The sequence below is a fragment of the Streptomyces sp. NPDC087263 genome (assembly GCF_044744645.1).
Taxonomy (GTDB): Bacteria; Actinomycetota; Actinomycetes; order Streptomycetales; family Streptomycetaceae; genus Streptomyces.
This window is the reverse complement of record NZ_JBIUYT010000005.1, coordinates 31,238-48,627: the sequence shown is the minus strand read 5'-3', so window position 1 is coordinate 48,627 and position 17,390 is coordinate 31,238. Positions and strand designations below refer to the sequence as shown.

The 17,390-nt window shown below is 68.1% G+C and carries 20 protein-coding genes and 3 pseudogenes; 13 read left to right on the top strand and 10 right to left on the bottom strand.

Annotated elements, in window-relative coordinates; translation table 11 throughout:
• Positions 1 to 53 precede the first annotated feature (53 nt).
• The 4 genes from ACIPC1_RS17330 to ACIPC1_RS17315 form a co-directional block, all read right to left on the bottom strand.
• Positions 54 to 332, bottom strand: a complete 279-nt coding sequence (locus ACIPC1_RS17330; RefSeq protein ID WP_402517776.1) for a hypothetical protein — start codon at positions 330 to 332, stop codon at positions 54 to 56.
• A gap of 259 nt (positions 333 to 591) precedes the next feature.
• Positions 592 to 987, bottom strand: a complete 396-nt coding sequence (locus ACIPC1_RS17325; protein ID WP_402517774.1) for an integrase core domain-containing protein — start codon at positions 985 to 987, stop codon at positions 592 to 594.
• Between the two features lie 56 nt (positions 988 to 1,043).
• Positions 1,044 to 1,199, bottom strand: a complete 156-nt coding sequence (locus tag ACIPC1_RS17320) for a hypothetical protein (protein WP_402518818.1) — start codon at positions 1,197 to 1,199, stop codon at positions 1,044 to 1,046.
• A 36-nt stretch (positions 1,200 to 1,235) separates the two neighbouring features.
• Positions 1,236 to 2,468, bottom strand: coding sequence for a serine hydrolase domain-containing protein (locus tag ACIPC1_RS17315; protein WP_402517773.1), 1,233 nt, complete (start codon positions 2,466 to 2,468; stop codon positions 1,236 to 1,238).
• A gap of 725 nt (positions 2,469 to 3,193) precedes the next feature.
• Here ACIPC1_RS17315 and ACIPC1_RS17310 point away from each other — a divergent pair.
• Together ACIPC1_RS17310 and ACIPC1_RS17305 are read left to right on the top strand one after the other, a co-directional pair.
• Positions 3,194 to 3,625 (top strand): hypothetical protein, encoded by a 432-nt coding sequence (locus ACIPC1_RS17310; protein WP_402517771.1) that lies wholly within the window; start codon positions 3,194 to 3,196, stop codon positions 3,623 to 3,625.
• Between the two features lie 54 nt (positions 3,626 to 3,679).
• Positions 3,680 to 4,051: pseudogene (locus ACIPC1_RS17305) on the top strand (transposase); the annotation flags it as partial.
• A gap of 32 nt (positions 4,052 to 4,083) precedes the next feature.
• Here ACIPC1_RS17305 and ACIPC1_RS17300 read toward each other — a convergent pair.
• Positions 4,084 to 4,884 carry an inositol monophosphatase family protein gene (locus ACIPC1_RS17300; RefSeq protein ID WP_402517768.1) on the bottom strand — a complete coding sequence of 267 codons (801 nt, stop codon included), beginning with the start codon at positions 4,882 to 4,884 and terminating at the stop codon, positions 4,084 to 4,086.
• Between the two features lie 151 nt (positions 4,885 to 5,035).
• Between ACIPC1_RS17300 and ACIPC1_RS17295 the strand changes: the two genes are divergently transcribed.
• The 4 genes and pseudogenes from ACIPC1_RS17295 to ACIPC1_RS17280 form a co-directional block, all read left to right on the top strand.
• The gene (locus ACIPC1_RS17295; RefSeq protein WP_402517765.1) at positions 5,036 to 5,647 is read left to right on the top strand and encodes an MBL fold metallo-hydrolase; all 612 of its coding nucleotides are present in this window, start codon (positions 5,036 to 5,038) and stop codon (positions 5,645 to 5,647) included.
• Between the two features lie 70 nt (positions 5,648 to 5,717).
• Positions 5,718 to 6,014 carry a hypothetical protein gene (locus tag ACIPC1_RS17290; RefSeq protein WP_402517763.1) on the top strand — a complete coding sequence of 99 codons (297 nt, stop codon included), beginning with the start codon at positions 5,718 to 5,720 and terminating at the stop codon, positions 6,012 to 6,014.
• Positions 6,015 to 6,086: 72 nt separating this feature from the next.
• A pseudogene (locus tag ACIPC1_RS17285) lies at positions 6,087 to 6,227 on the top strand (integrase core domain protein); the annotation flags it as partial.
• Positions 6,224 to 6,505: pseudogene (locus ACIPC1_RS17280) on the top strand (ATP-binding protein); the annotation flags it as partial. The pseudogenes ACIPC1_RS17285 and ACIPC1_RS17280, both read left to right, overlap by 4 nt.
• Positions 6,506 to 6,514: 9 nt before the next feature.
• Here the strand turns inward: ACIPC1_RS17280 and ACIPC1_RS17275 are convergent.
• From ACIPC1_RS17275 to ACIPC1_RS17260, 4 genes are all read right to left on the bottom strand, one after another.
• Positions 6,515 to 7,045, bottom strand: a complete 531-nt coding sequence (locus ACIPC1_RS17275; protein WP_402518816.1) for a hypothetical protein — start codon at positions 7,043 to 7,045, stop codon at positions 6,515 to 6,517.
• Between the two features lie 392 nt (positions 7,046 to 7,437).
• Positions 7,438 to 8,952, bottom strand: coding sequence for an alpha/beta fold hydrolase (locus ACIPC1_RS17270; RefSeq protein WP_402517762.1), 1,515 nt, complete (start codon positions 8,950 to 8,952; stop codon positions 7,438 to 7,440).
• 228 nt (positions 8,953 to 9,180) lie between these two features.
• The gene (locus tag ACIPC1_RS17265) at positions 9,181 to 9,669 is read right to left on the bottom strand and encodes a transposase (protein ID WP_402517761.1); all 489 of its coding nucleotides are present in this window, start codon (positions 9,667 to 9,669) and stop codon (positions 9,181 to 9,183) included.
• 201 nt (positions 9,670 to 9,870) lie between these two features.
• The gene (locus ACIPC1_RS17260; protein WP_402517757.1) at positions 9,871 to 10,974 is read right to left on the bottom strand and encodes a PQQ-dependent sugar dehydrogenase; all 1,104 of its coding nucleotides are present in this window, start codon (positions 10,972 to 10,974) and stop codon (positions 9,871 to 9,873) included.
• Positions 10,975 to 11,723: 749 nt separating this feature from the next.
• Here ACIPC1_RS17260 and ACIPC1_RS17255 point away from each other — a divergent pair.
• From ACIPC1_RS17255 to ACIPC1_RS17245, 3 genes are all read left to right on the top strand, one after another.
• Positions 11,724 to 11,897 carry a hypothetical protein gene (locus ACIPC1_RS17255; protein ID WP_402517755.1) on the top strand — a complete coding sequence of 58 codons (174 nt, stop codon included), beginning with the start codon at positions 11,724 to 11,726 and terminating at the stop codon, positions 11,895 to 11,897.
• Between the two features lie 127 nt (positions 11,898 to 12,024).
• Complete coding sequence (locus ACIPC1_RS17250) at positions 12,025 to 12,234, top strand: transposase (RefSeq protein ID WP_402517752.1); 210 nt, start codon at positions 12,025 to 12,027, stop codon at positions 12,232 to 12,234.
• A gap of 156 nt (positions 12,235 to 12,390) precedes the next feature.
• A complete protein-coding gene (locus ACIPC1_RS17245; protein ID WP_402517750.1) occupies positions 12,391 to 13,401 on the top strand; it encodes a class I SAM-dependent methyltransferase in 1,011 nt (336 codons plus the stop codon).
• A 116-nt stretch (positions 13,402 to 13,517) separates the two neighbouring features.
• Here the strand turns inward: ACIPC1_RS17245 and ACIPC1_RS17240 are convergent, their stop codons facing one another.
• Positions 13,518 to 14,417, bottom strand: a complete 900-nt coding sequence (locus tag ACIPC1_RS17240) for an ISAs1 family transposase (RefSeq protein ID WP_402517748.1) — start codon at positions 14,415 to 14,417, stop codon at positions 13,518 to 13,520.
• A 58-nt stretch (positions 14,418 to 14,475) separates the two neighbouring features.
• Here ACIPC1_RS17240 and ACIPC1_RS17235 point away from each other — a divergent pair, with 58 nt between their 5' ends.
• From ACIPC1_RS17235 to ACIPC1_RS17220, 4 genes are all read left to right on the top strand, one after another.
• Positions 14,476 to 15,084 (top strand): cupin domain-containing protein, encoded by a 609-nt coding sequence (locus ACIPC1_RS17235; protein ID WP_402517746.1) that lies wholly within the window; start codon positions 14,476 to 14,478, stop codon positions 15,082 to 15,084.
• Positions 15,015 to 15,296, top strand: coding sequence for a helix-turn-helix domain-containing protein (locus ACIPC1_RS17230; protein WP_402517744.1), 282 nt, complete (start codon positions 15,015 to 15,017; stop codon positions 15,294 to 15,296). Before ACIPC1_RS17235 ends, ACIPC1_RS17230 begins: the two co-directional genes overlap by 70 nt.
• 619 nt (positions 15,297 to 15,915) lie before the next feature.
• Positions 15,916 to 16,356, top strand: coding sequence for a hypothetical protein (locus ACIPC1_RS17225; protein WP_382476486.1), 441 nt, complete (start codon positions 15,916 to 15,918; stop codon positions 16,354 to 16,356).
• Positions 16,357 to 16,613: 257 nt separating this feature from the next.
• Positions 16,614 to 16,772, top strand: coding sequence for a hypothetical protein (locus tag ACIPC1_RS17220; RefSeq protein ID WP_402517741.1), 159 nt, complete (start codon positions 16,614 to 16,616; stop codon positions 16,770 to 16,772).
• Positions 16,773 to 17,390 lie beyond the last annotated feature (618 nt).

The window sequence follows — 17,390 nt, the reverse complement described above, 5'->3', positions numbered from 1 at the left end:
CAGCCCATCGGGTCTACTCGCTGAGTCAGCAAGCTGGCTCAGCGGAATGGGGGTCACGGGACGATGTATTCGTGGAGCTTTCCGCGGACGTGCGGGCGCGGGTCACCGTTGCGGGTGCCGAGGGCGGGAAGTCGCTCGGCGATCTGGAGGTTGTCCAGGGGCGCGTGGCCCACGGATACATCAGCGTATCCGCGGTCGTCCTCACGCCACTTGGACGGATCCGGGGCGACGGACCGTACGCGTACGACACTGCCGTCGACGACATAGACGATGGCCTTGACCTTCGGGCGGCGGGCCGGGGCGATAGGCTGCCACTTGCGGTCGGCTTCCACTTCGACGAGGTGACGTTCTCCGGCGGCAGGGTCCACTTCGACGGGCCGGCGTTCTTAGGCGGCATCGTCGACTCCTCCGGGGCAGCAGACGAAGCACCAACCGGTCTGATGCGGCTGAGTGGATCGCCGCCCGGCTTCTTCTGTCCCCGACTTGGTCCAACTGACACTGCTATCGGCATGACGGTGACGCCGAGCAGAGCCCGCCTGCTCCTCGGTGGACTGTTCTGAGTCCGCGTCGTGTGCAACTGACGATCACCGATTACGCCTGGGCCGTGGTCTTCTGCCTGAGGCGTTCGTAGGGGGTCTGGCCGCCGAGGCCGCCGTGCGGGCGGTGGTAGTTGTAGTAGTCCTCCCACTCGCGCAGCTTGTCGTTGAAGACGTCGACGTCGTCGATGATGACGCCGTCGAGCAGCCGGTAGAACTCCTCGGCGTCGATGCGGTGGGAGCGTTCAACCTTGCCATTCAGCCGCGGTGTTCGGGGCTTGATGTAGCTGTGGGCGATGTCCTTGTCGAGCGCGTGCCGGTGGAAGGCGGACTGGAACTCGGCCCCGTTGTCGGTCTGGATGACTTCGACCTGGAACGGCAGGCGTTGGATGACGTAGTCGAGGAACTGGATCGCAGGGGCCTGGTTCAGCGTCGGATAGATCCGCAGCACCCGCAGCCGTGTGCAGTCGTCGATGGGTGTAGCTCCGGCTCTGGGAGGTCCGTGGGTCAGGCCGTGAGTTGGTAGTTGTGCTGGTCGGGGGTGGGGTAGAGACGCTGGTGCTCCTGGGCGAGGTGGAAGGTCCAGTACTCGTCGAAGTCGTCGTTGTCGTTCAGGGCGCGGAGTTTGAGGACGGCTTCGGCGCCGGCCAGGCCCCCGCGCACGGCACTGGCCGTGCATTCGCGGAATCCCCCGGTAGCTCAGCCACCTGATCCCCCGCCGGCCGGGGCCCCGGTGATGGCCTGCATCTCCTGCCCGATCATCTCCTGCAGCGGCACGCCGTCGTGGTTGCTGAGGATGACACCGACCCAGCCGGTGTACGGGTAGATGTCCCAGTTGGCGCTGACACCCGGGTTGCCACCGGCGCGCTGGTAGTTCCACTGGCCGTTGACGATGGAGACCGGAATCCCGTACGCCCCGAACGACGCCGGTCCGTGGGGGATCTTGGCGGCAGTGAGCACGTCGGCCCAGGGCCGGTCCAGCACCGTTCCGTCGCCCAGCGCGCGCGCGAACCGGACCAGATCCGGCGCGGTGGCGAAGCCACCGTCCCCGGGGGCATCGATGAAGGCGCGGCCCGGATTTCTGCCGAGTACGTTCGGGTCCGGGCTGCTCTTGTCCAGGTTGCGGACGGCATCCACCACGCTGCCGTCGGCCAGTTCCATGTACGGGTGCGCGATGTGCTCGTCGGTGAGCCACTGCGGCCTGGTGTAGAACGCGGAGCCGGTCATGTTGCAGCGCCCGAAGATGTTCTCCTGCACGTAGTCCCAGTACGTCTCGCCAGTCACGGCCTCCACGATCAGCGCGGAAATGGTGACCTCCGCCTCCTCATGGGCGGTGTCAGGGGAGCCCGGGACGCCCACCAGTTTCGCCTGCCGGGCCCGCTGCTCGTAGTACTCGTGCGCCTCATCCCGGCTTTGGAAGACGCGTTGCACGTCCTCATCCGGGCTGTCGAGCCCAGAGGTGCCGGACAACACGTGATGGATGGTCACCTGCTCGGCGATCTCCCTGGCGAAGCCCTTCAGATGGGTGCCCACCGTGTCCGACAGCTTCACCTTGCCCTGCTGCGCCAACTGCAAGACGGCTACCGCGCCGAACGGCTTCCCCGCCGAACTGAGGCTGAACGCGACGCCCTCGTGGTTGGCGATCCCCTTCTCCTTGTCGGCCATGCCGTAGCTGCGGGACAGCACCGTCCGGCCCCGGTGCGACAACAGCACCACGCCGGAGAACTTGCCCTCGGCGGCCAACTTCGCCACATACCGGTCGTAGGCTCCGTCAGGCCGGGTGTCTGGCGGGATCGGGTCGGTGGGGGCCTGGTCGGCGTGGCCGGGCTGGGCGCTCACCGGCGACGCGCCTGTCACCACGCCGGCGGCCGCCAACCCGCCCCACCCGAGCAGCCGCCGCCGGTTGACACCGCGTACGGAATCCGAGTCCATGCTCACAGTCCTTTCCCGATGGACGAACTGACCGTTGATGCACTGTTGTCCATGACTCCACTGAAAACGGGAGACTGTTGCGGTGGCGTATGCGATTTTCGATACGTCCGCGATACACGTTCAGCGGGAAGATCACTGGTCGCCGAACCGAGGTCAGCCCGGCGCGAGCGACCCGCTGGTTCGCGGTGTCGAAGGTGCTGGTCTCTGCATTTTGATCACGATTCTTTGTGGCTCGGACGGCGGGTAGGCCGAGGTCGACGTTGCGGCTGATCCGCTGCAGTCTCTGCGCCTGGGTTCGCTTGTCCCGCAGGAAACGCAATGTGAGGTCGATGCCTTAAATCTCGCCGAGCCAGCTCTCGACGACGGCGCCTTCGTAGCGTCGTTGGAGGTCGTTTTCGAATTGAGTGCGGCCCCTCCGAAGGGAACGTGAGGCGCGGCAACGCTGAACGGAGTGTGTTCGTGTCGTTCCGTCTCTACCGCGGCAGTGGAGGAAGCGACTCTGACGGGCTCATTGTTCGAGGAGCTGGAGGCCCGGGAGGTGGCTTCCCGGGTACGGGTGGAGGACCTTGAGTCGCAGATCGCGGAGTTGACGGCGCGGCTGGAGGCCGAGCGGGAGGTGTGGTCGCGGCTGCGGGTGACGCGGGAGACGGTGGCCGAGGTGGTCGCGGAGATGTCCAGTTCGGACGGGGCCTCGGTCGCCGAGCAGCCGGTGGAACCGACGGCCGGTGACCAGCCGGTGCGGGGCCCGCCGGGAACGCGAACAACCCAGCTCTGCGGCTGTGGTGGTGACCGGTGCGGACGGGCAGAGGCGTCCGTATCGGGAGGCGGGCCATCACCGCGAGCTGGCCTGCGTGTTCGGCACGGTCACCGTTGAGCGGTGCGCCTGGCGGCAGAAGGGGCTGCCCAGTGTCCACCCCGCCGACCGGGCCCTGTCCTCGCCCGCCCGCCGGCACTCCCACCGCCTGCGCCGGCTGGCGGTCGCCGAGGCCCTCCACGGCTCCTACGACCAGGCCAAGGCGGCTATCGACCAGCGGGGCGGGAAGGTGCTGGGCAAACGCCAGGCCGAACACCTCATCATCGCCGCCCGGGACATCGACGCTTTCTACCGGCACCAGATCCCGCTGCCGGCGACCGCCGACACCCTCCTGGTTCTGTAGTTCGATGGCAAGGGCATCGTGATGCGCCCTGAGGCCCTGCTGCCCGCCACCCCCAAGGCCCACCGGGCCGCCCGCCCCGACGGCGCCCCGATCTACGTCATCCCGGACGACCTGCCCGCCCACAAAGGCGCCGACATCCTTCGCTGGGCGAAGAAGAACAAGGCCAACCTGTGCTTCACCCCGACCTACGCGTCCTAGGCCAACCCGATCGAGGCTCACTTCGGACCGCTGCGGCAGTTCACCATCGCCAACCCCAACCACCGCAACCACACCGCGCGGACGCGGGCCCTCCACGCGTACCTGCGCTGGCGCAACGCCAACGCCCGCCACCCAGACGTCCTCGCAGCTCAACGCCGTGAACGTGCCCGGATCCGCAGTGAGAAGGGCATCCGCTGGGGCAGCAGGCCTCTCCGAGTCGAAGCCTGACCCACCCCGGCGAAACCCCATGCGTGGCAGCACTAGTTCCGGCTGCGCGTCATCGACATCAGCAGACTGTGGGTCTCGTCGTCGGCGGCGACCACAAGCCCACGACCGGCCTCACCAATCGGAGCACCGTCGATCCCGGTGACAACGCAGCCAGCAGCCCGGCACAAAGCGATGCCGGCCGCGAAGTGCACGCTCCTGGACAGGTCGCCGCCATCGGAGACATACGCGGCGCGCTTGCCGGCAGCGACCCAGGCCAGCGCCAGCGTCGTAGACACGACCCGAGGCCGGAAATGTTCGACGAATTCAGGGTGGGCCAGCAGATCCACGGCCCGGAATCCGGGCGCACTCGGGAACGGCGGATCCAGGTTGACGTCCACCAACCGGGTAGCAGGCGAGGGCGTCAGTAGTGCCTCGTCGGCCCCGTCTTGGCGCACCCAGGCGCTCTCTCCATCGGTGAAGAAAACCTCGCCGCTGAATGGGTCGGCCACCGCCGCCGCACCATCACGCAGCGCCACATTGACGGCCACCAGCATGTTGCCCACGGCGTAGTTCAGCGTGCCGCACAGGGGATCCACCAACCACTGGCGCACAGCGTCGACGGCGCCCTGCTGCCCGCCTTCCTCGCCGAGCACCGCGTCATCGGGCCGTGCGGCATGGATAGCGCCGAGGATCGCCTTCTCGGCCTTCACATCGGCGGCGGTGGCAAAGTCCCCGGCCCCCTTGTCGATGCGGTTGAGCCGCTGGCCGTACATATTGCGGACCACATCCGCGCCAGCCCGCGCTCCGGCTATTGCAACTGCAGCATCGTCGGAACTCGCGTATGAGTTGATCACGCCGTACAGACTATCGAGGCGAAGCCACCGCCCCGGCGAACCTTCCCGGTCAGAGCACTAGTTATCGCTGCTCACCCCGGAGCATCCCATGAGTGCGACCGAGCGGTATTTTCCAGCCACTCCCCGAGGGATTTCGCGGAGCCGTCGGGCTATGGTCACGCGGGTGCGGATTACCAAGTACACCCATTCATGCGTCCGGTTGGAATTCGACGGTGGCGGCACGCTGGTCATCGATCCCGGCGTCTGGAGTGAGCCCGAGGCCCTCGTCGGCGTGGACGCAGTCCTGGTGACCCACGAACACGATGACCACGTCGACCTGTTGCGACTCAGGGGGTTGGGCGTGCCCGTCTATGCACCTACGGCGGCGCGGATCCCGGGCCTGGACTTCATCGGCGTCGTCGCCGGCGAGGAATTCACCGCGGCCGGCTTCCGGGTGACCGCCCAGGGCGGGCGGCACGCGCGCATCTACGGCGGCCTCCCGGACTGCGCCAACCTGGGCTACCTCGTCGAGGACGCCCTCTATCACCCCGGGGACTCACTGCTCCTTCCCGACCGGCCGGTGCAGACCCTGCTGGTGCCCCTGCAAGGGTCATGGATGAAGACGGACGAGGCCATCGACTTCGTGCGCGCCGTCGACCCGGACAGGGCGTATGGCATCCACGACGGGCAGATCAACGAGCGGGGGCTGGGCAGCATCAACGGCTGGCTCACCAACGAGTGCGGTGGTTGCTACCACTGGCTCCCGCCGGGTTCGTCCGCCTGATGACCGAGCCGCCCGCCCCCGCCTCCTCTTCACCGTCACCGGTCCGCGGCGACCGGGACGCCTGAGCACCATGGTCAGGCCCCACGGCGACGCGCATCTGGCAGCCGACATGGCAGCAATGCGCAAGGCCGGCACCGACATCCTGGCCTGCGCCCTTCCCGACGCCGAGCGCGCCGAGCTCGGTCTCGCAGACGAGCCCCGCGTCGCCGAAGCCGCCGGGCTGCGGTTCATCCCCCTGCCCATCCCCGACTTCACGGTCCCGCCGATCCCCGTCGTACTGCCGGTTCTGCGAGAGCTCGCCGCGGATCTACGGGCCGGTGCCATGTCCTCGCGCACTGCCGCTACGCCATCGGACGGTCCTCCCTGATCGCGGTCTGCCTGCTGATACTGGACGCTTCGCACCGGAGGCGCCTGGGCGTCCATGGAACGGGTGCGGTCGGAAACCGGGCCGCTGCAGGCCCTGTTGAACCGGGCTGCCGCCACCCGCATCGAGTATGGACGCCGCCCGCTGTCGGTCTATGACGAGCTGACCGGGACCGCCCCTTTCAGCACCAACTCCCACGTGAAGGAAGCCCGTTGAGCGAGCTGACCGCCACCCGGATCCGCACCGTGGCCGTCAAGCTCGGCCTGTCTCACCTGGCCGAGGTCCTGAACAGCCACATCCAGCGGGCCGACGAGGCAAAGATGGGCTACCTCGATTTCATCGACCTGGTCCTGGCCGAGGAAAACGCCGGCCGGGAGGACCGCCGCTTCCGCAGCGGGCTTCGCACCTCCAGCCTGCCGCACCACAAGACGCTGGACGACTACGATTTCTCGTTCCAGCCTGAACTCGACCGGCGCAAGGTTAATTCCACCGCTGCGACAGGCTCACCCTTCCGGCAGCGCACGCATCGCGGCCTCGGCGAGACGGCTGGCCGCCTTGCAGTTCTTCGCGTCGTCGAAGCTGTCGGCCGGGCCCAGGAACCAGACTCGGAGGGCGGGGTCGGCCTTCCCGGACTCGCCGGCCGGGTCGGTCGCTCCCGTCGTGTCGATGGAGATCTCGCAGGCCGTGGACTGTATGGCGCGGCGCGCGCGAAGACCACCGACAGTCGTCTGCTCGCCGATTTCCATCACGTAGGAGGTACTGATCTGGAGCTTGCCGTCGGTGGATCCGTCGACGGGCGCCGTCCACTCGCAGTCGTCGCCCGCGCCCGCCGTCGAATCGCTCTCCAGCTTCTTCACGCCCAGGAGCTTGGCCATGGTGTCCTCGGACAGGAGCGTGCAGAGACTCGTTCCGTCCAGCTGCCTCGCGCCGATGGGGCCTGAGTCGTCGCCGGATGAGCCTGAGTCGCTGCAGGACACGGCTGCCGCGAGGCACAGCAGCGTGGGCAGGACGAGAACGATGGGACGAAGACGCACGGCAACTCCCCTTAACAGACCTGTTCTTGAGGTCGGTTGATCGCTGCATCGCAGCTTGCCGATCATAAGTGCGACATGACGGGAGCGCCTCGGCTCTTCGGCTACCGGCAGGACAGGCCAGTTCGGCGTGCTCACGCCACGTGACCACGGCCGTGTGGCCCTGTTGCACATGGCGTACGCCCTCGGCCGTGTCGGCCAGGAAGTTCTTGCTGGTATGGCAGGCGTCCTGCATCGATGTGGTCCGAGGGGTAACTCATGAGGCTTTGGGATCCATGCCGGCGGCAGCGACGAGTTTGCGGTCCATGGTGTCGACCGGGTCGTGGAGTCGTTCGCGCAGGGGAGCGGGCCCGGCCGAGGTTGTCACCGTCGGCCGGTCCCGCTCGGGAAGCGTTTCAGCCGGTCGGCGTGGGCAGCGGCGACGCCGCGCACTCACGATCCGCCTGACGGCCCGGGACGCGGGTCGGCAGCGTGCCGGTGGTGAGGTAAGCGGCGATCGTCGCGTCCACGCAGGAGTTGCTGCCTGGCGTGGCGCCGTTGCTGGTGCCGCCCGGGACGCTGACCAGCGACGAGTGCGGGAACAGCGACCGGACTTCGAGGCTGCCCTCGAACGGCGTCGCCGCGTCCAGCGTCTCGTCGATCAGCAGCGCGCCGGCCACCTTCGAGCCGTCCACCTTCACGGGGGTGCCGGCCTCCGCTCCCCAGGTGCGGCAGGGCGCGTTGAACCAGGTGTTGCCCCAGGTGGTGGTCGGCGCCAGAGCCGCGGTGGCCCGGGTGTCTGCCTGCCACTTGGCCCAGTCCGACGGCCAGGGCGCGTCAGTGCACACCTCGGCGAGCAAGGCCGCATACGTGTTGTCGTTGCCGTACTGCATGAGCTGGTCGAAAAGCGCCTTCAGGGTCGCGCCGTCGCCGTCGTGCACCCAGCCGGAGAATGCCGACCCGAGGAACGGCCAGCTCGCCTGGAAGTAGGGGGACACCAGGAAGATGTCGATCCACTCGTCGGGGCCTATCGCGCCGCCGGCCGGCGCAGTGGTCACCGCGGCGAGCTGGTCGTCCCACTGCTGGGTCACAGCCTCGGTCGTGGCGCCGAGGTGGTAGACGTCGTCGTGCGAGGCGAGCCAGGCGAACCAGAACTCCAGGTTGTTCTGCATCTGGACGTTCTGGTCGAAGTTGGCGGCGTCGTACCAGACGCGTGTCGGATCGACGTTGCTGTCGAGCACCATCCGGCGGACCTGCCGCGGGTGCAGCGTGGCGTAGACCTGGGCGATGTAGGTGCCGTAGGAGTGGGCGTAAATGTTGAGCTGCCCGGCCCCGAGTGCGGTGCGGATGGTCTCCATGTCCGCGGCGGTGTCGGTGGCCTTCATGTGGTCGAGCAGCGCCGACTGGTTGCCGGTGTCGCACGCCTGCGCGTAGCCCTCGGTCCGGTCCAGCCACGCCTCCTCTTCCGCAGCCGTCGCGGGCTCGTACGTCGGCCGGTCATAGCCGAAGTAGCCGGGTTCGCAGGACAGCGCGGGGATGCTCGGGGACAGGCCGCGCCGGGCGAATCCCACCCAGTCGTAGGCGGCGCCCGCGTTCTCGGGCAGCAGGGCACCCTGCAGCGGGTCGGTGTACCCGGAGCCGCCCAGCGGGTTGGGGGCGGCGAGCACCACGCCCTGGTACTCGCTGTCCGGCACGGTGTGCCGGATCCGCGACAGCGCCAGGGTGATCTGGGTGCCGGCGGGCTGGGCGTAGTTGAGAGGGACCTGGAGTGTGCCGCATTCGGCGCCGGCCTGGGCCAGCGTCGTATCCGTGCAGGTGCTCCAGGCGATGGTGGAGGCGGGCCGCGCGGGGGTCGCGGCGGCGGCGGGAACCGCCGGTACGGTCAACAGCAGGAAGGTGCTTGTGGCGACAGCGGTCAGCAATCGTCTCACCTGGGAATCTCCTCAGCATGGGGGTGGAGGCGACTCTGCCAGGCGGGGTGCGACAGCCCGGGGATCTTGACCATCCCTTGGAAATGAAAACGGTTACTGTCTTGCTTTGTGGTCCCTGTGAGCCCGGGTGAACGTCGGATCGCGCAGGAGAGCGCCCACCGTATCCGCGCAGATCCGGTGGCTCTGGCGGGTCGGTTCATCGGCCGGCTTGCGGGTCGCCGTGGTGGTTCAGCACAGCGGCGACATGGGATCCCGCGGACGTCGGAAGTGAACGCGACACCTCTGGTAGACGGCGCCGAGCATGACTTTGTGGATCGTGGCGGCCGGCCCCATGTGGTCGCCGGCGTGGACCAGCCGCACACCGGCCAGGCCGCGGGCTCGCAGCGAGCGCAGGAACTCGGCCCGGAACGCCAGGGTTTCGTGTTCCCCGACCGCGACGCCGAGGACTTCGTGGTTGCTGTCCTCGGCGATGCCGGTGTCGATGATGGCGGCTTGCGAGACGACCTGGTGGTTGACCCGGACCTTGCAGTGGGTGCGTCCAGGTGGATGTAGGGGAAGTGGGTGTGATTCAGCGGCTGGTCTCGGACGATGACCAGCCGGGCGTCCAACCCACCGCAGATTCAGGAGACTTCGCTCCTGGAGATCCCGCTGTCGCCGCCAAGGGCCTTGAGCCCGTGGCGTTGGAGGTGCGCTTCCATGGCCTGCCGATTTGGGCATCCTGCGGAACGCCAGGTGCGACGGGTGTCGACACGAGGCCGGGGGCAGGCCAATTGAGGCTCCGCCGGCGCGCCGGAGCGAGGGGAACTCCCTTGGGGCGGCTGTGACTTTGGGGCGGGTGATCCCCGCCGTACGGTCCGGCGCAGTCCCGGACTGTACGGGCCGGGACTGCGCCGTGGGAGGGGGTGTGCGGTGGTGGGCTCAGCTCAGGTCGACCTGGAAGACTTTGTCGGAGCCGGCCGGCTGGCCGCCGTTGCCGTCGGCGTTGGTCGTGGTCAGCCACAGGGAGTTGAGACCGGGCACCGTCTCCACGGTGCGCAGCCGACCGTAGGAGCTGGTGTAGTACGCGACCGGGGTGCCGGTTTCCGTGCCGGTCACCGGGATGCGCCAGAGTCGCTGGCCCTTCAAAGCCGCGAGGTACAGCGCGCCGTCGGCGAAGGTGAGGCCGCTGGGGGAGGCCTCGCCGGTGGTCCATTGGCGCTTGGGGTTGGTCATGCCGGCGGTGGAGCAGGAGCCCTCGCAGGTGGGCCAGCCGTAGTTGGCGCCGGGCGTGATGAGATTGAGCTCGTCGAACTGGACGTTGCCGAACTCGGCGGCCCACAGCCGGCCCTGGGCGTCCCAGGTGAGGCCCTGCGGATTGCGGTGGCCCAGCGAGTAGACCAGAGTGCCGAAGGGGTTGCCAGGCGCCGCCTGGCCCGCGGTGGTCATGCGCAGGATCTTGCCGTTCAGCGAGTTCTTGTTCTGGGCGTTGGCGGAGTTTTGGGCGTCGCCGGTGGTGGCGTACAGGTAGCCGTCCGGGCCGAACTTCAGCCGGCCGCCGTTGTGGTAGGTGGAGCGGGCGATGCCCGTCAGGATGGTGGTGTAGTCGGTGAGCGTGGTGCCGTTGAAGGTCATCCGCGCGATGCGGTTGTCGTTCGCGGCCGAGTGCATGAAGTAGACGTAGTGATCGGTGTTCCAGTTCGGCGAGACGGCGACGCCCATGAGGCCGCCCTCGCCGCCGGTGGTGGACACGTTGGGGACTGTGCCGACCTGCGTCTTGGTGCCCGACTGGGTGAGGGTGTAGACCCGGAAGGAGTTGCGCTCGGTGATGAGAGCGTTGCCGCTGGGCAGCCAGCTGAGGCCCCAGGGGATGGTCCAGCTGCTGGAGACGGTTCTGATGCCGGTGGGGACGGAGTCGACGCCCGCGCCGGTGGCGGAGCTGCTGCCGACGGCCCCCACGAGGAGCCCCGCGGCCATCGTGCCGGCGGTGGCCACTGTGGCCAACCGGCGGCGCAGCCGTGCGCTGCTGGTCCCGATCCTTGTCATCGCGCCTCCTGCTGAAGGTGGTGAGCCTGGCTGTTGCGGGTAAGCGGTAGGTCGCTCGGGCTCCGCACCAGCGGTCTGCGCTTCATGGGCGTTCTCTTGTCTGAACTCCTGTCCGCCACGTGAATGTTGCGCGCATGACAAGAGGGATGTGGGGGGCGGCGCGTGAGGCGAGTATCTGCGCCGGGATCGTAAGGAAGCTTTCCAGGTCAGTCAACAGGTCTGTACTAATGGGGCTCGGTCGGCCGGTCGGCCGCGACATTGGGGACGGTCCGCAATGCGGCCTGTACGCAGCCCTGTTGGCGCAGCCGCCGCGAAGGACTGCGACGCAGCCGGGTGCCGGGACCCAGGATTCTCGGTCTGGACCATGACCACCTCGGGGGCCGCCCGGGATCCTGCACGCGGACCCGGTGACCTTCGTCCGGACCGCGGCATACACGGAACGGCCTCGGGCCGGTGTTCGCATATGCGGTCGATGGGGAGGTCTCTTCGGCAGTGCTACCCGGCCCGCATGGATCCGCGGAATGTACGGAACGCCCACGGCCCCGTTCCGGGGATCACCCCCACAGCGGACGGAGCGCTGCGAAAAAAGCTCGATCATCCTGACCTCGAACAAGACCTTCAGCAAAGCGCACATGTTCCGGCGAAACCTGTGTGAGGCGGCGGCGAAGTTTCAGGATTCGGCCTTGCGGAGTCGTCGAAGAGGGTCTGCTGTGTCTCATCTCGCCGTACTGATGACGTAGTCGATCGCGGTGCCGGAGCAGAAGGCCCCGGCAGGCAAGGTCGTCGACCTGATGGCCGCCCTCAAGGAGTCGGTGGCGAAGGCGCAGGCGAACCGTGGCGAGGACGTCACCATCCACGACATGCCGAAGAAGAAGGCTGCGGCAAGGCGACGAAAAGGGCGCCCGCCAAGAAGGCCACCGTGAAGAAGATGGTCAAGAAGGCGGCAGCGCGGAAGCCGTGCAGAGCCTAGTAGGGCTTGGTCAGGTTCGCTCGGTGGTGGCGTGTCCGTTTGATGGATTGTGGCGTTGATCGGGTGTGCTGGGTGGGGAGTTGGCCGCGGTCCGGTGTGCTCTGGAGGACTTCGCGGCGGAGATGTTCGAGCCGTTCGCGCGGGTGGATCAACGTCGTTGGGGCGCGGTCTATCCGCGGGGGCTGTTGCTGGATGGGCACCGTAAGTCGGTGGAGCCGATGGCCGCCGCCACCGGCCGCCACGGCCACACCGACCCCGAACAGGAACTCGGCCTCAACCGCATCGAGTGATCACGGCGCAATCGAACAAAGTTCAAACACTCCGCGGCTCTGGCCCCCAAGGCCTCGGCATAGTCACGTTATGTCCGTTTTATTCATGCCGGGTCGAGTCGGAAGGTCTCGGGGTCCTGGTGGCGTCCCGGGCGTGGTGGCGTGCAGGCGGCTGTGATGCTGGCGTTCCTGGCCGTTTTGGAGGATCCCAATGGCGAGCAGATCGTGGCTGTCAGGCGATCTGGCTATGGCCGTCAGGGCGCTTCACGCGCATCCTGTGAAGTGCGCGGAGTGGGCGGGCGTGGCCAGCCATGCTGGGTTCTGGCCGGCGAGGAGGAATGCATGGAAAGCGCGCCGAGCAGGACGGCCATGTTTGCGGCCGTGTCGCGTGGATTGTTTCGCCTGGAGAACGCGTCGCCGTGGGTACTGGACGATGCGCTGGCCCTGGTGCTTGTCGGCCCGGTATGGCAGCAACTGCGAGACCAGTTCGATCCGCTGTTCCCCGGCCCGGTCCGCCGCGAGTCCCGTGCGGCTGTCTGCACCCGCAGCCGGTACGCCGAGGATCGGCTGGCTGCTGGTGCCTTCACGCAGTACGTGATTCTTGGCGCGGGGCTTGACTCGTTCGCGTGGCGGCGGCCGGATCTGCTCGGCTCGCTGACGGTGTTCGAGGTTGATCACCCTGCCTCCCAGGCCTGGAAGCTCGAGCGGGTCAGGGAGCTCGGCCTGCCGCTCAGCGACTCGCAGGTATTCGTGCCGGTTGATTTCGAGGCCGAACCGGTTCAGGGTGTTCTGGACTCGGCCGGGTTCGACTGGGCGCAGCCGGCGATGTTCTGCTGGACGGGCGTCGCCCCCTATCTGACGGCACAGGCGATCGAGTCGACGTTGCGCACGATCGCGGCGGCTGCTCCCGGGTCTGAGGTGGTGTTCTCCTATCGGGCCGAGGACTGTGCGCTCGACGACGCGGGGACGGAATTCGCCCGTATCTACACGCCGATCGCGGCTTCTGCCGGCGAGCCTCTTCAGCCTGGCTGGCCGGCATCCGAGATCGAGAGGCTGATCAGCCGGTGCGGGCTAAAGGTCGTGGACCACCCCGCACGTGCAGACCTTCAGCAGCGGTACTTCGCCGGCCGTACCGATGGCCTGCGGCCCTATACCTTCGAGACCCTGGTGGCGGCGCGGGTCACCTGAGCGAACGCAGGCCACGTCGGCAACTTCACCGTCTGCGAGGGCCGGGCGGTGACGGTACGGCAGAGGAGTACCGCGACCTCCAGGGCCTCGGTGTAGCCGCGTCGTGTCCGTTTTGCTCATGCTGGGCGCAGTCCGAGGGTTTCGAGGGTCCGGGTGGCGTCCCGGGCGTGGTGCCTGCAGGCGGCGGCGATGCTGGCGTGCCCGGCCGTTTTCAAGATGCCGATGGCCAGGTTGCGCAGGGCGGCCATGGCCTGGGGTCCGCTGCCGGTGCGGATCTGGGAGGCGTCTTCGCCGTAGCTGACGTCGCGGAGGTGGCGCAGGGCCTCGATCTGCCAGTGGCCGCGGATCCAGGCGGCGAGCTGGGCGGGGGTTGCCTGGCGGGCGTCCACGCGGGTGATGGCGTAGACGGTGACGGTCCGCCACCTCCCGCCGTCCAGCGGCCGGACCTGGCGGGTGAGGCAGATGGCCTGGGCGGCGTGCGGGAAGGCGAGCCCGACGGCGACGGCCGCGGCCTTGAGGGTGCGGTGCTCCTGGCGGCCATGGCCCCGGTTGTGCTGGCGGGAGGCGACCGGGATGTGCCGCCAGGGCAGGTTCTTGACCTGGGCGTACAGGCCCGGCTGGTTCTTCTTGACCACCAGGATGTAATGGGCCCTCTTGCCGGTGACAAGGAACTCGGCATGCTCGCGCTGCGTGTGCAGGGCGTCGGCGGTGATGACGCACCCGGCCAGGTCCACCGGCTCGAGCAGCGGCGCGAACCGGGTGATCTCGTTGGTCTTGCCGTCCACCCGGACCTGGCCGAGCACAACACCACAGAGCTGATCGAGGGCGGCCAGCAGGTGCACCGGCTGGCCGTCGGCGCTGGCGTGACGGGTGCCCCGCACCGCCTTGCCGTCCACCGCGACCGCCCGTCGGCGGCGCCGCCCGTGTCCTGCTGCCTGGCCGGCGGCGTGCAGCCGCGCATCCAGCCAGGACCCGACGGCGGCATCCAGCCGGTCAGCGTCCACGGCTTCCAGCACGCGGCGCATAATCCATACGCGAAGCACCGCTCTTTTTTCGCGATCGTCCGGAATTCCTGTGGATCCCCTGTCCCACGTACTGTCCCTGTCGAAAGTCGAGAGCGCCGTATGTGCGGAGTTGAGGGCGGGCGGTGACTGGGCTGTGACCTTCCCCGGTCAATTGCATGTGAAGTTCGGGGTGGTTCTGGCCGGTTCCTGTTGGCTCACGCTGGAGGGCGCGGAAGCACCGCTGCGACTGCGGGACGGTGATGGCTACCTGGTCGTGGGCGGCAGGCCGTACCAACTCTCCAGCGATCCGCGGGCGGTTCGGGTGCTCCTGGAAGCCGTCTGGGCACCGGGACAAGAACGCGGGCACTGCGGCACCGGACTTGACACCACGCTGATCGGCGGGAGACTCACCTTCGACCGTGCCAACGCCGATCTGCTACTGAAGGCCCTACCCCCCGTCATTCACCTTGCCGTGGACTCGGACGAGACTGGCGCGCTGCGCGCCACGATGCGGCTCATCGCACACGAGACAGCCACGCCCCGATCGGGGCAGACGCTGATGTTGGACCGCGGAATTGGCCTGTCAGTGAACTCGCCAAAGCGGCAAGCATGTCGCGATCGGCCTTTTCTGACGCATTCAGGAGTTCCGTCGGAACAATTCCGGCGAAATACATGCTGAGCTTGCGCATGCACTCAGCCAAGCAAATCCTCTTGAAGTCCGACAGAACGGTCTCATCGATGGCCGCTGAATTCGGCTATGGGTCCGGAGCCGCCTTCAGCACCGCCTTCAAGCGAGTAATGAACATCGCCCCGGAGCTACCGGGTCAGTGGAACGGCCGACCGATTGGACGCCGCTCAGCATCGAACCCCAGGCGGGGTGTGTCAATTTAACGGCTGATCTTGGTTGTTGAGTGGTCAGTTGTTGCTCGGGGTCAGGCGGCCCTCGAAGGCGATCTGGAACTGCGCTGGCTTGTGCTCTGGGCGCCAGATGAAAAGGACCAGCCCCAACCGCACCAGCGGCAGCACCAACTACTGGACCGGTCCTTGATCTCCCGCCAGGTAGCCGACAAGAAGATCGAGGAGCCGCTGCGCGGGTTCTACGCCGCTACTCCTCCCGCGGATCTGCCCGCCGACGTGTGCTGAGGTGAGCCGCGCGGGTCGGATGGGCTCCAGGGAAAGTAGTGGGCTGGGTCGCAGTGATCGGATCACGCCCGCGGGGTCTGCCGGCTGCAGTCGTTTCCAGCCCGGCGCATCTGAGCGGTGAAGCCGACCTCGCCTCTGGACCCGGACTCCGCCGCCCGCCCCGCTGCGCCGCCACGCTCACGGTGAAGGCCCGCCGGGCCCGTGCGGTCGGGCCGTCGGTCCGGTGGTGTCCTGGCCTGGGTGCCGCCGTCTTGGAGCGGGCAGCCAAGAGATCTGGGCGTGGTGCCGGTGCCGAGTGCTGGCAGGCTGCCCCGTTCCTCGAGCACCTGGTGTGCGGGGTGGTGGCCGGGCAGGCTAGTTTGCTCGGGTGAGTCTCCTTGATGATGTGGCCGAGCGTGACGGCTGGCGCTGCTGGGTGTGTGACGAATCGGTCGACCCCGACGAGTCGGTGAACGACCCGCGGGGGCCCAGCGTCGATGGCCGGACCGCCGACCGCAAGGCCAAGGTTGCCGAGCGGCTCGCGCACCGTGGGTGCAATTCCCGTAAGGGCGCGGTCAAGGTGGTCATCGCCTGGCCGGACCGCTTGTACGTGGTCGAACCCGCGCCGCTGATCACTGTTGCCGGGAGGCTGGAGCGCAAGGGGGGCCGCGAGATGGTGGGCCGTTGTCCGACCAGGCGGGACGCCCAAGAGGCGGCGGACTGGCTGGTGGACCGGTTCTCCCGACTGGTACCGGGGCTGCCGGTGACCGCCGACATCGAGGCGGGCGGCGGCCAGTTCCTCGTCATCCTGGCCACCGGCCGTCGCTGATCGCGTGCCGGAGCGGCCCGCACCCGCACCCTGCGTCGCGCCCTGGACGCGACGGTCGAGGCCGCGCTCAAGCCCGCGAGGAGGGTCTGATGAAACGCCAGGTCAGCTACCAGTGGCGACTACGCGAGCGGATGGCCGCCGCCGGGATGTTCACCACCAGCGAGCTCGCCCCGCCGCTCGCCGAACGCGGCATCAACCTCTCCCTCTAGCAGGTCCACCGCCTGGTCACCGGCACTCCCGAGCGGCTGTCCCTGCCGGTGCTGGCCGCGCTCTGCGACATCTTCGACTGGATCCCAACCGATCTGATCGCCACCAAGGCGGAGAACGCCACGGTCCGCAAGGTCGCCACCGGCGACGCGGTTGTCGATCTGTCGGCCGTCCGGCCCAAACGCGCCCGCATCCGGCCCGAAAGATGAGCCGCACCCGCGTCGGCGCCGAATACCTGTTCTGCGCGCGCGATGCCGCCGGGCCGTCCGACTCGGGGCAGCCCACTGGCCCGAGGGCTACCTCTGCGCGGGCTGCTACGCCAGGCCCTGGAGACCTACGGAACCTGCACGGGCTTGCGGCGTCGACCAGCTTACCCCGGGCCTCGCACCGGCCGGCGGGACGCTCTGCACCGACTGCGCCGGTGGCCTCGGCGACTTCACCTGCGAACGGTGCAGACAGGAAGCACGACGCTACCGACGCGGAGTCTGCGGCCGATGTGTCCTGGCCGAGCGTCTCCACGAACTCCTCGACGACGGCACGGGCAGCATCCGGCCCGAACTCCTCCCACTGTTTGACACGCTCCGACAGATAAGACGCCCTTGGGGAGGGCTGACCTCGACCGACCAGCCCCATGTTCAGCGGAACTTGTAGGCCCTGGCCCGCAACCAAGTCCCGCTCACCCATGAGGGGCCGAGTCAGCTCACTCCGTGGCGATCGGTCGCCTACCTGCGCGACCTGCTCATGCAGTGCGGCGTCCTCCCGCCGGCCGACCGGCACTTGCTGCTGTTCCAGCGGTGGCTCGCTGAGAAGCTGTCGACCGTCAGCGA

Excerpts from the sequence above, each read along its gene's own strand:
- ACIPC1_RS17290 (WP_402517763.1), top strand. The coding sequence starts at position 5,718 with ATGGTCAGGCCCCACGGCGACGCGCATCTGGCAGCCGACATGGCAGCA.
- ACIPC1_RS17315 (WP_402517773.1), bottom strand. The coding sequence starts at position 2,468 with ATGGACTCGGATTCCGTACGCGGTGTCAACCGGCGGCGGCTGCTCGGG.
- ACIPC1_RS17265 (WP_402517761.1), bottom strand. The coding sequence starts at position 9,669 with ATGCCCAAATCGGCAGGCCATGGAAGCGCACCTCCAACGCCACGGGCT.
- ACIPC1_RS17245 (WP_402517750.1), top strand. The coding sequence starts at position 12,391 with ATGCTGGCGTTCCTGGCCGTTTTGGAGGATCCCAATGGCGAGCAGATC.
- ACIPC1_RS17295 (WP_402517765.1), top strand. The coding sequence starts at position 5,036 with ATGGTCACGCGGGTGCGGATTACCAAGTACACCCATTCATGCGTCCGG.
- ACIPC1_RS17260 (WP_402517757.1), bottom strand. The coding sequence starts at position 10,974 with ATGACAAGGATCGGGACCAGCAGCGCACGGCTGCGCCGCCGGTTGGCC.
- ACIPC1_RS17230 (WP_402517744.1), top strand. The coding sequence starts at position 15,015 with ATGTCGCGATCGGCCTTTTCTGACGCATTCAGGAGTTCCGTCGGAACA.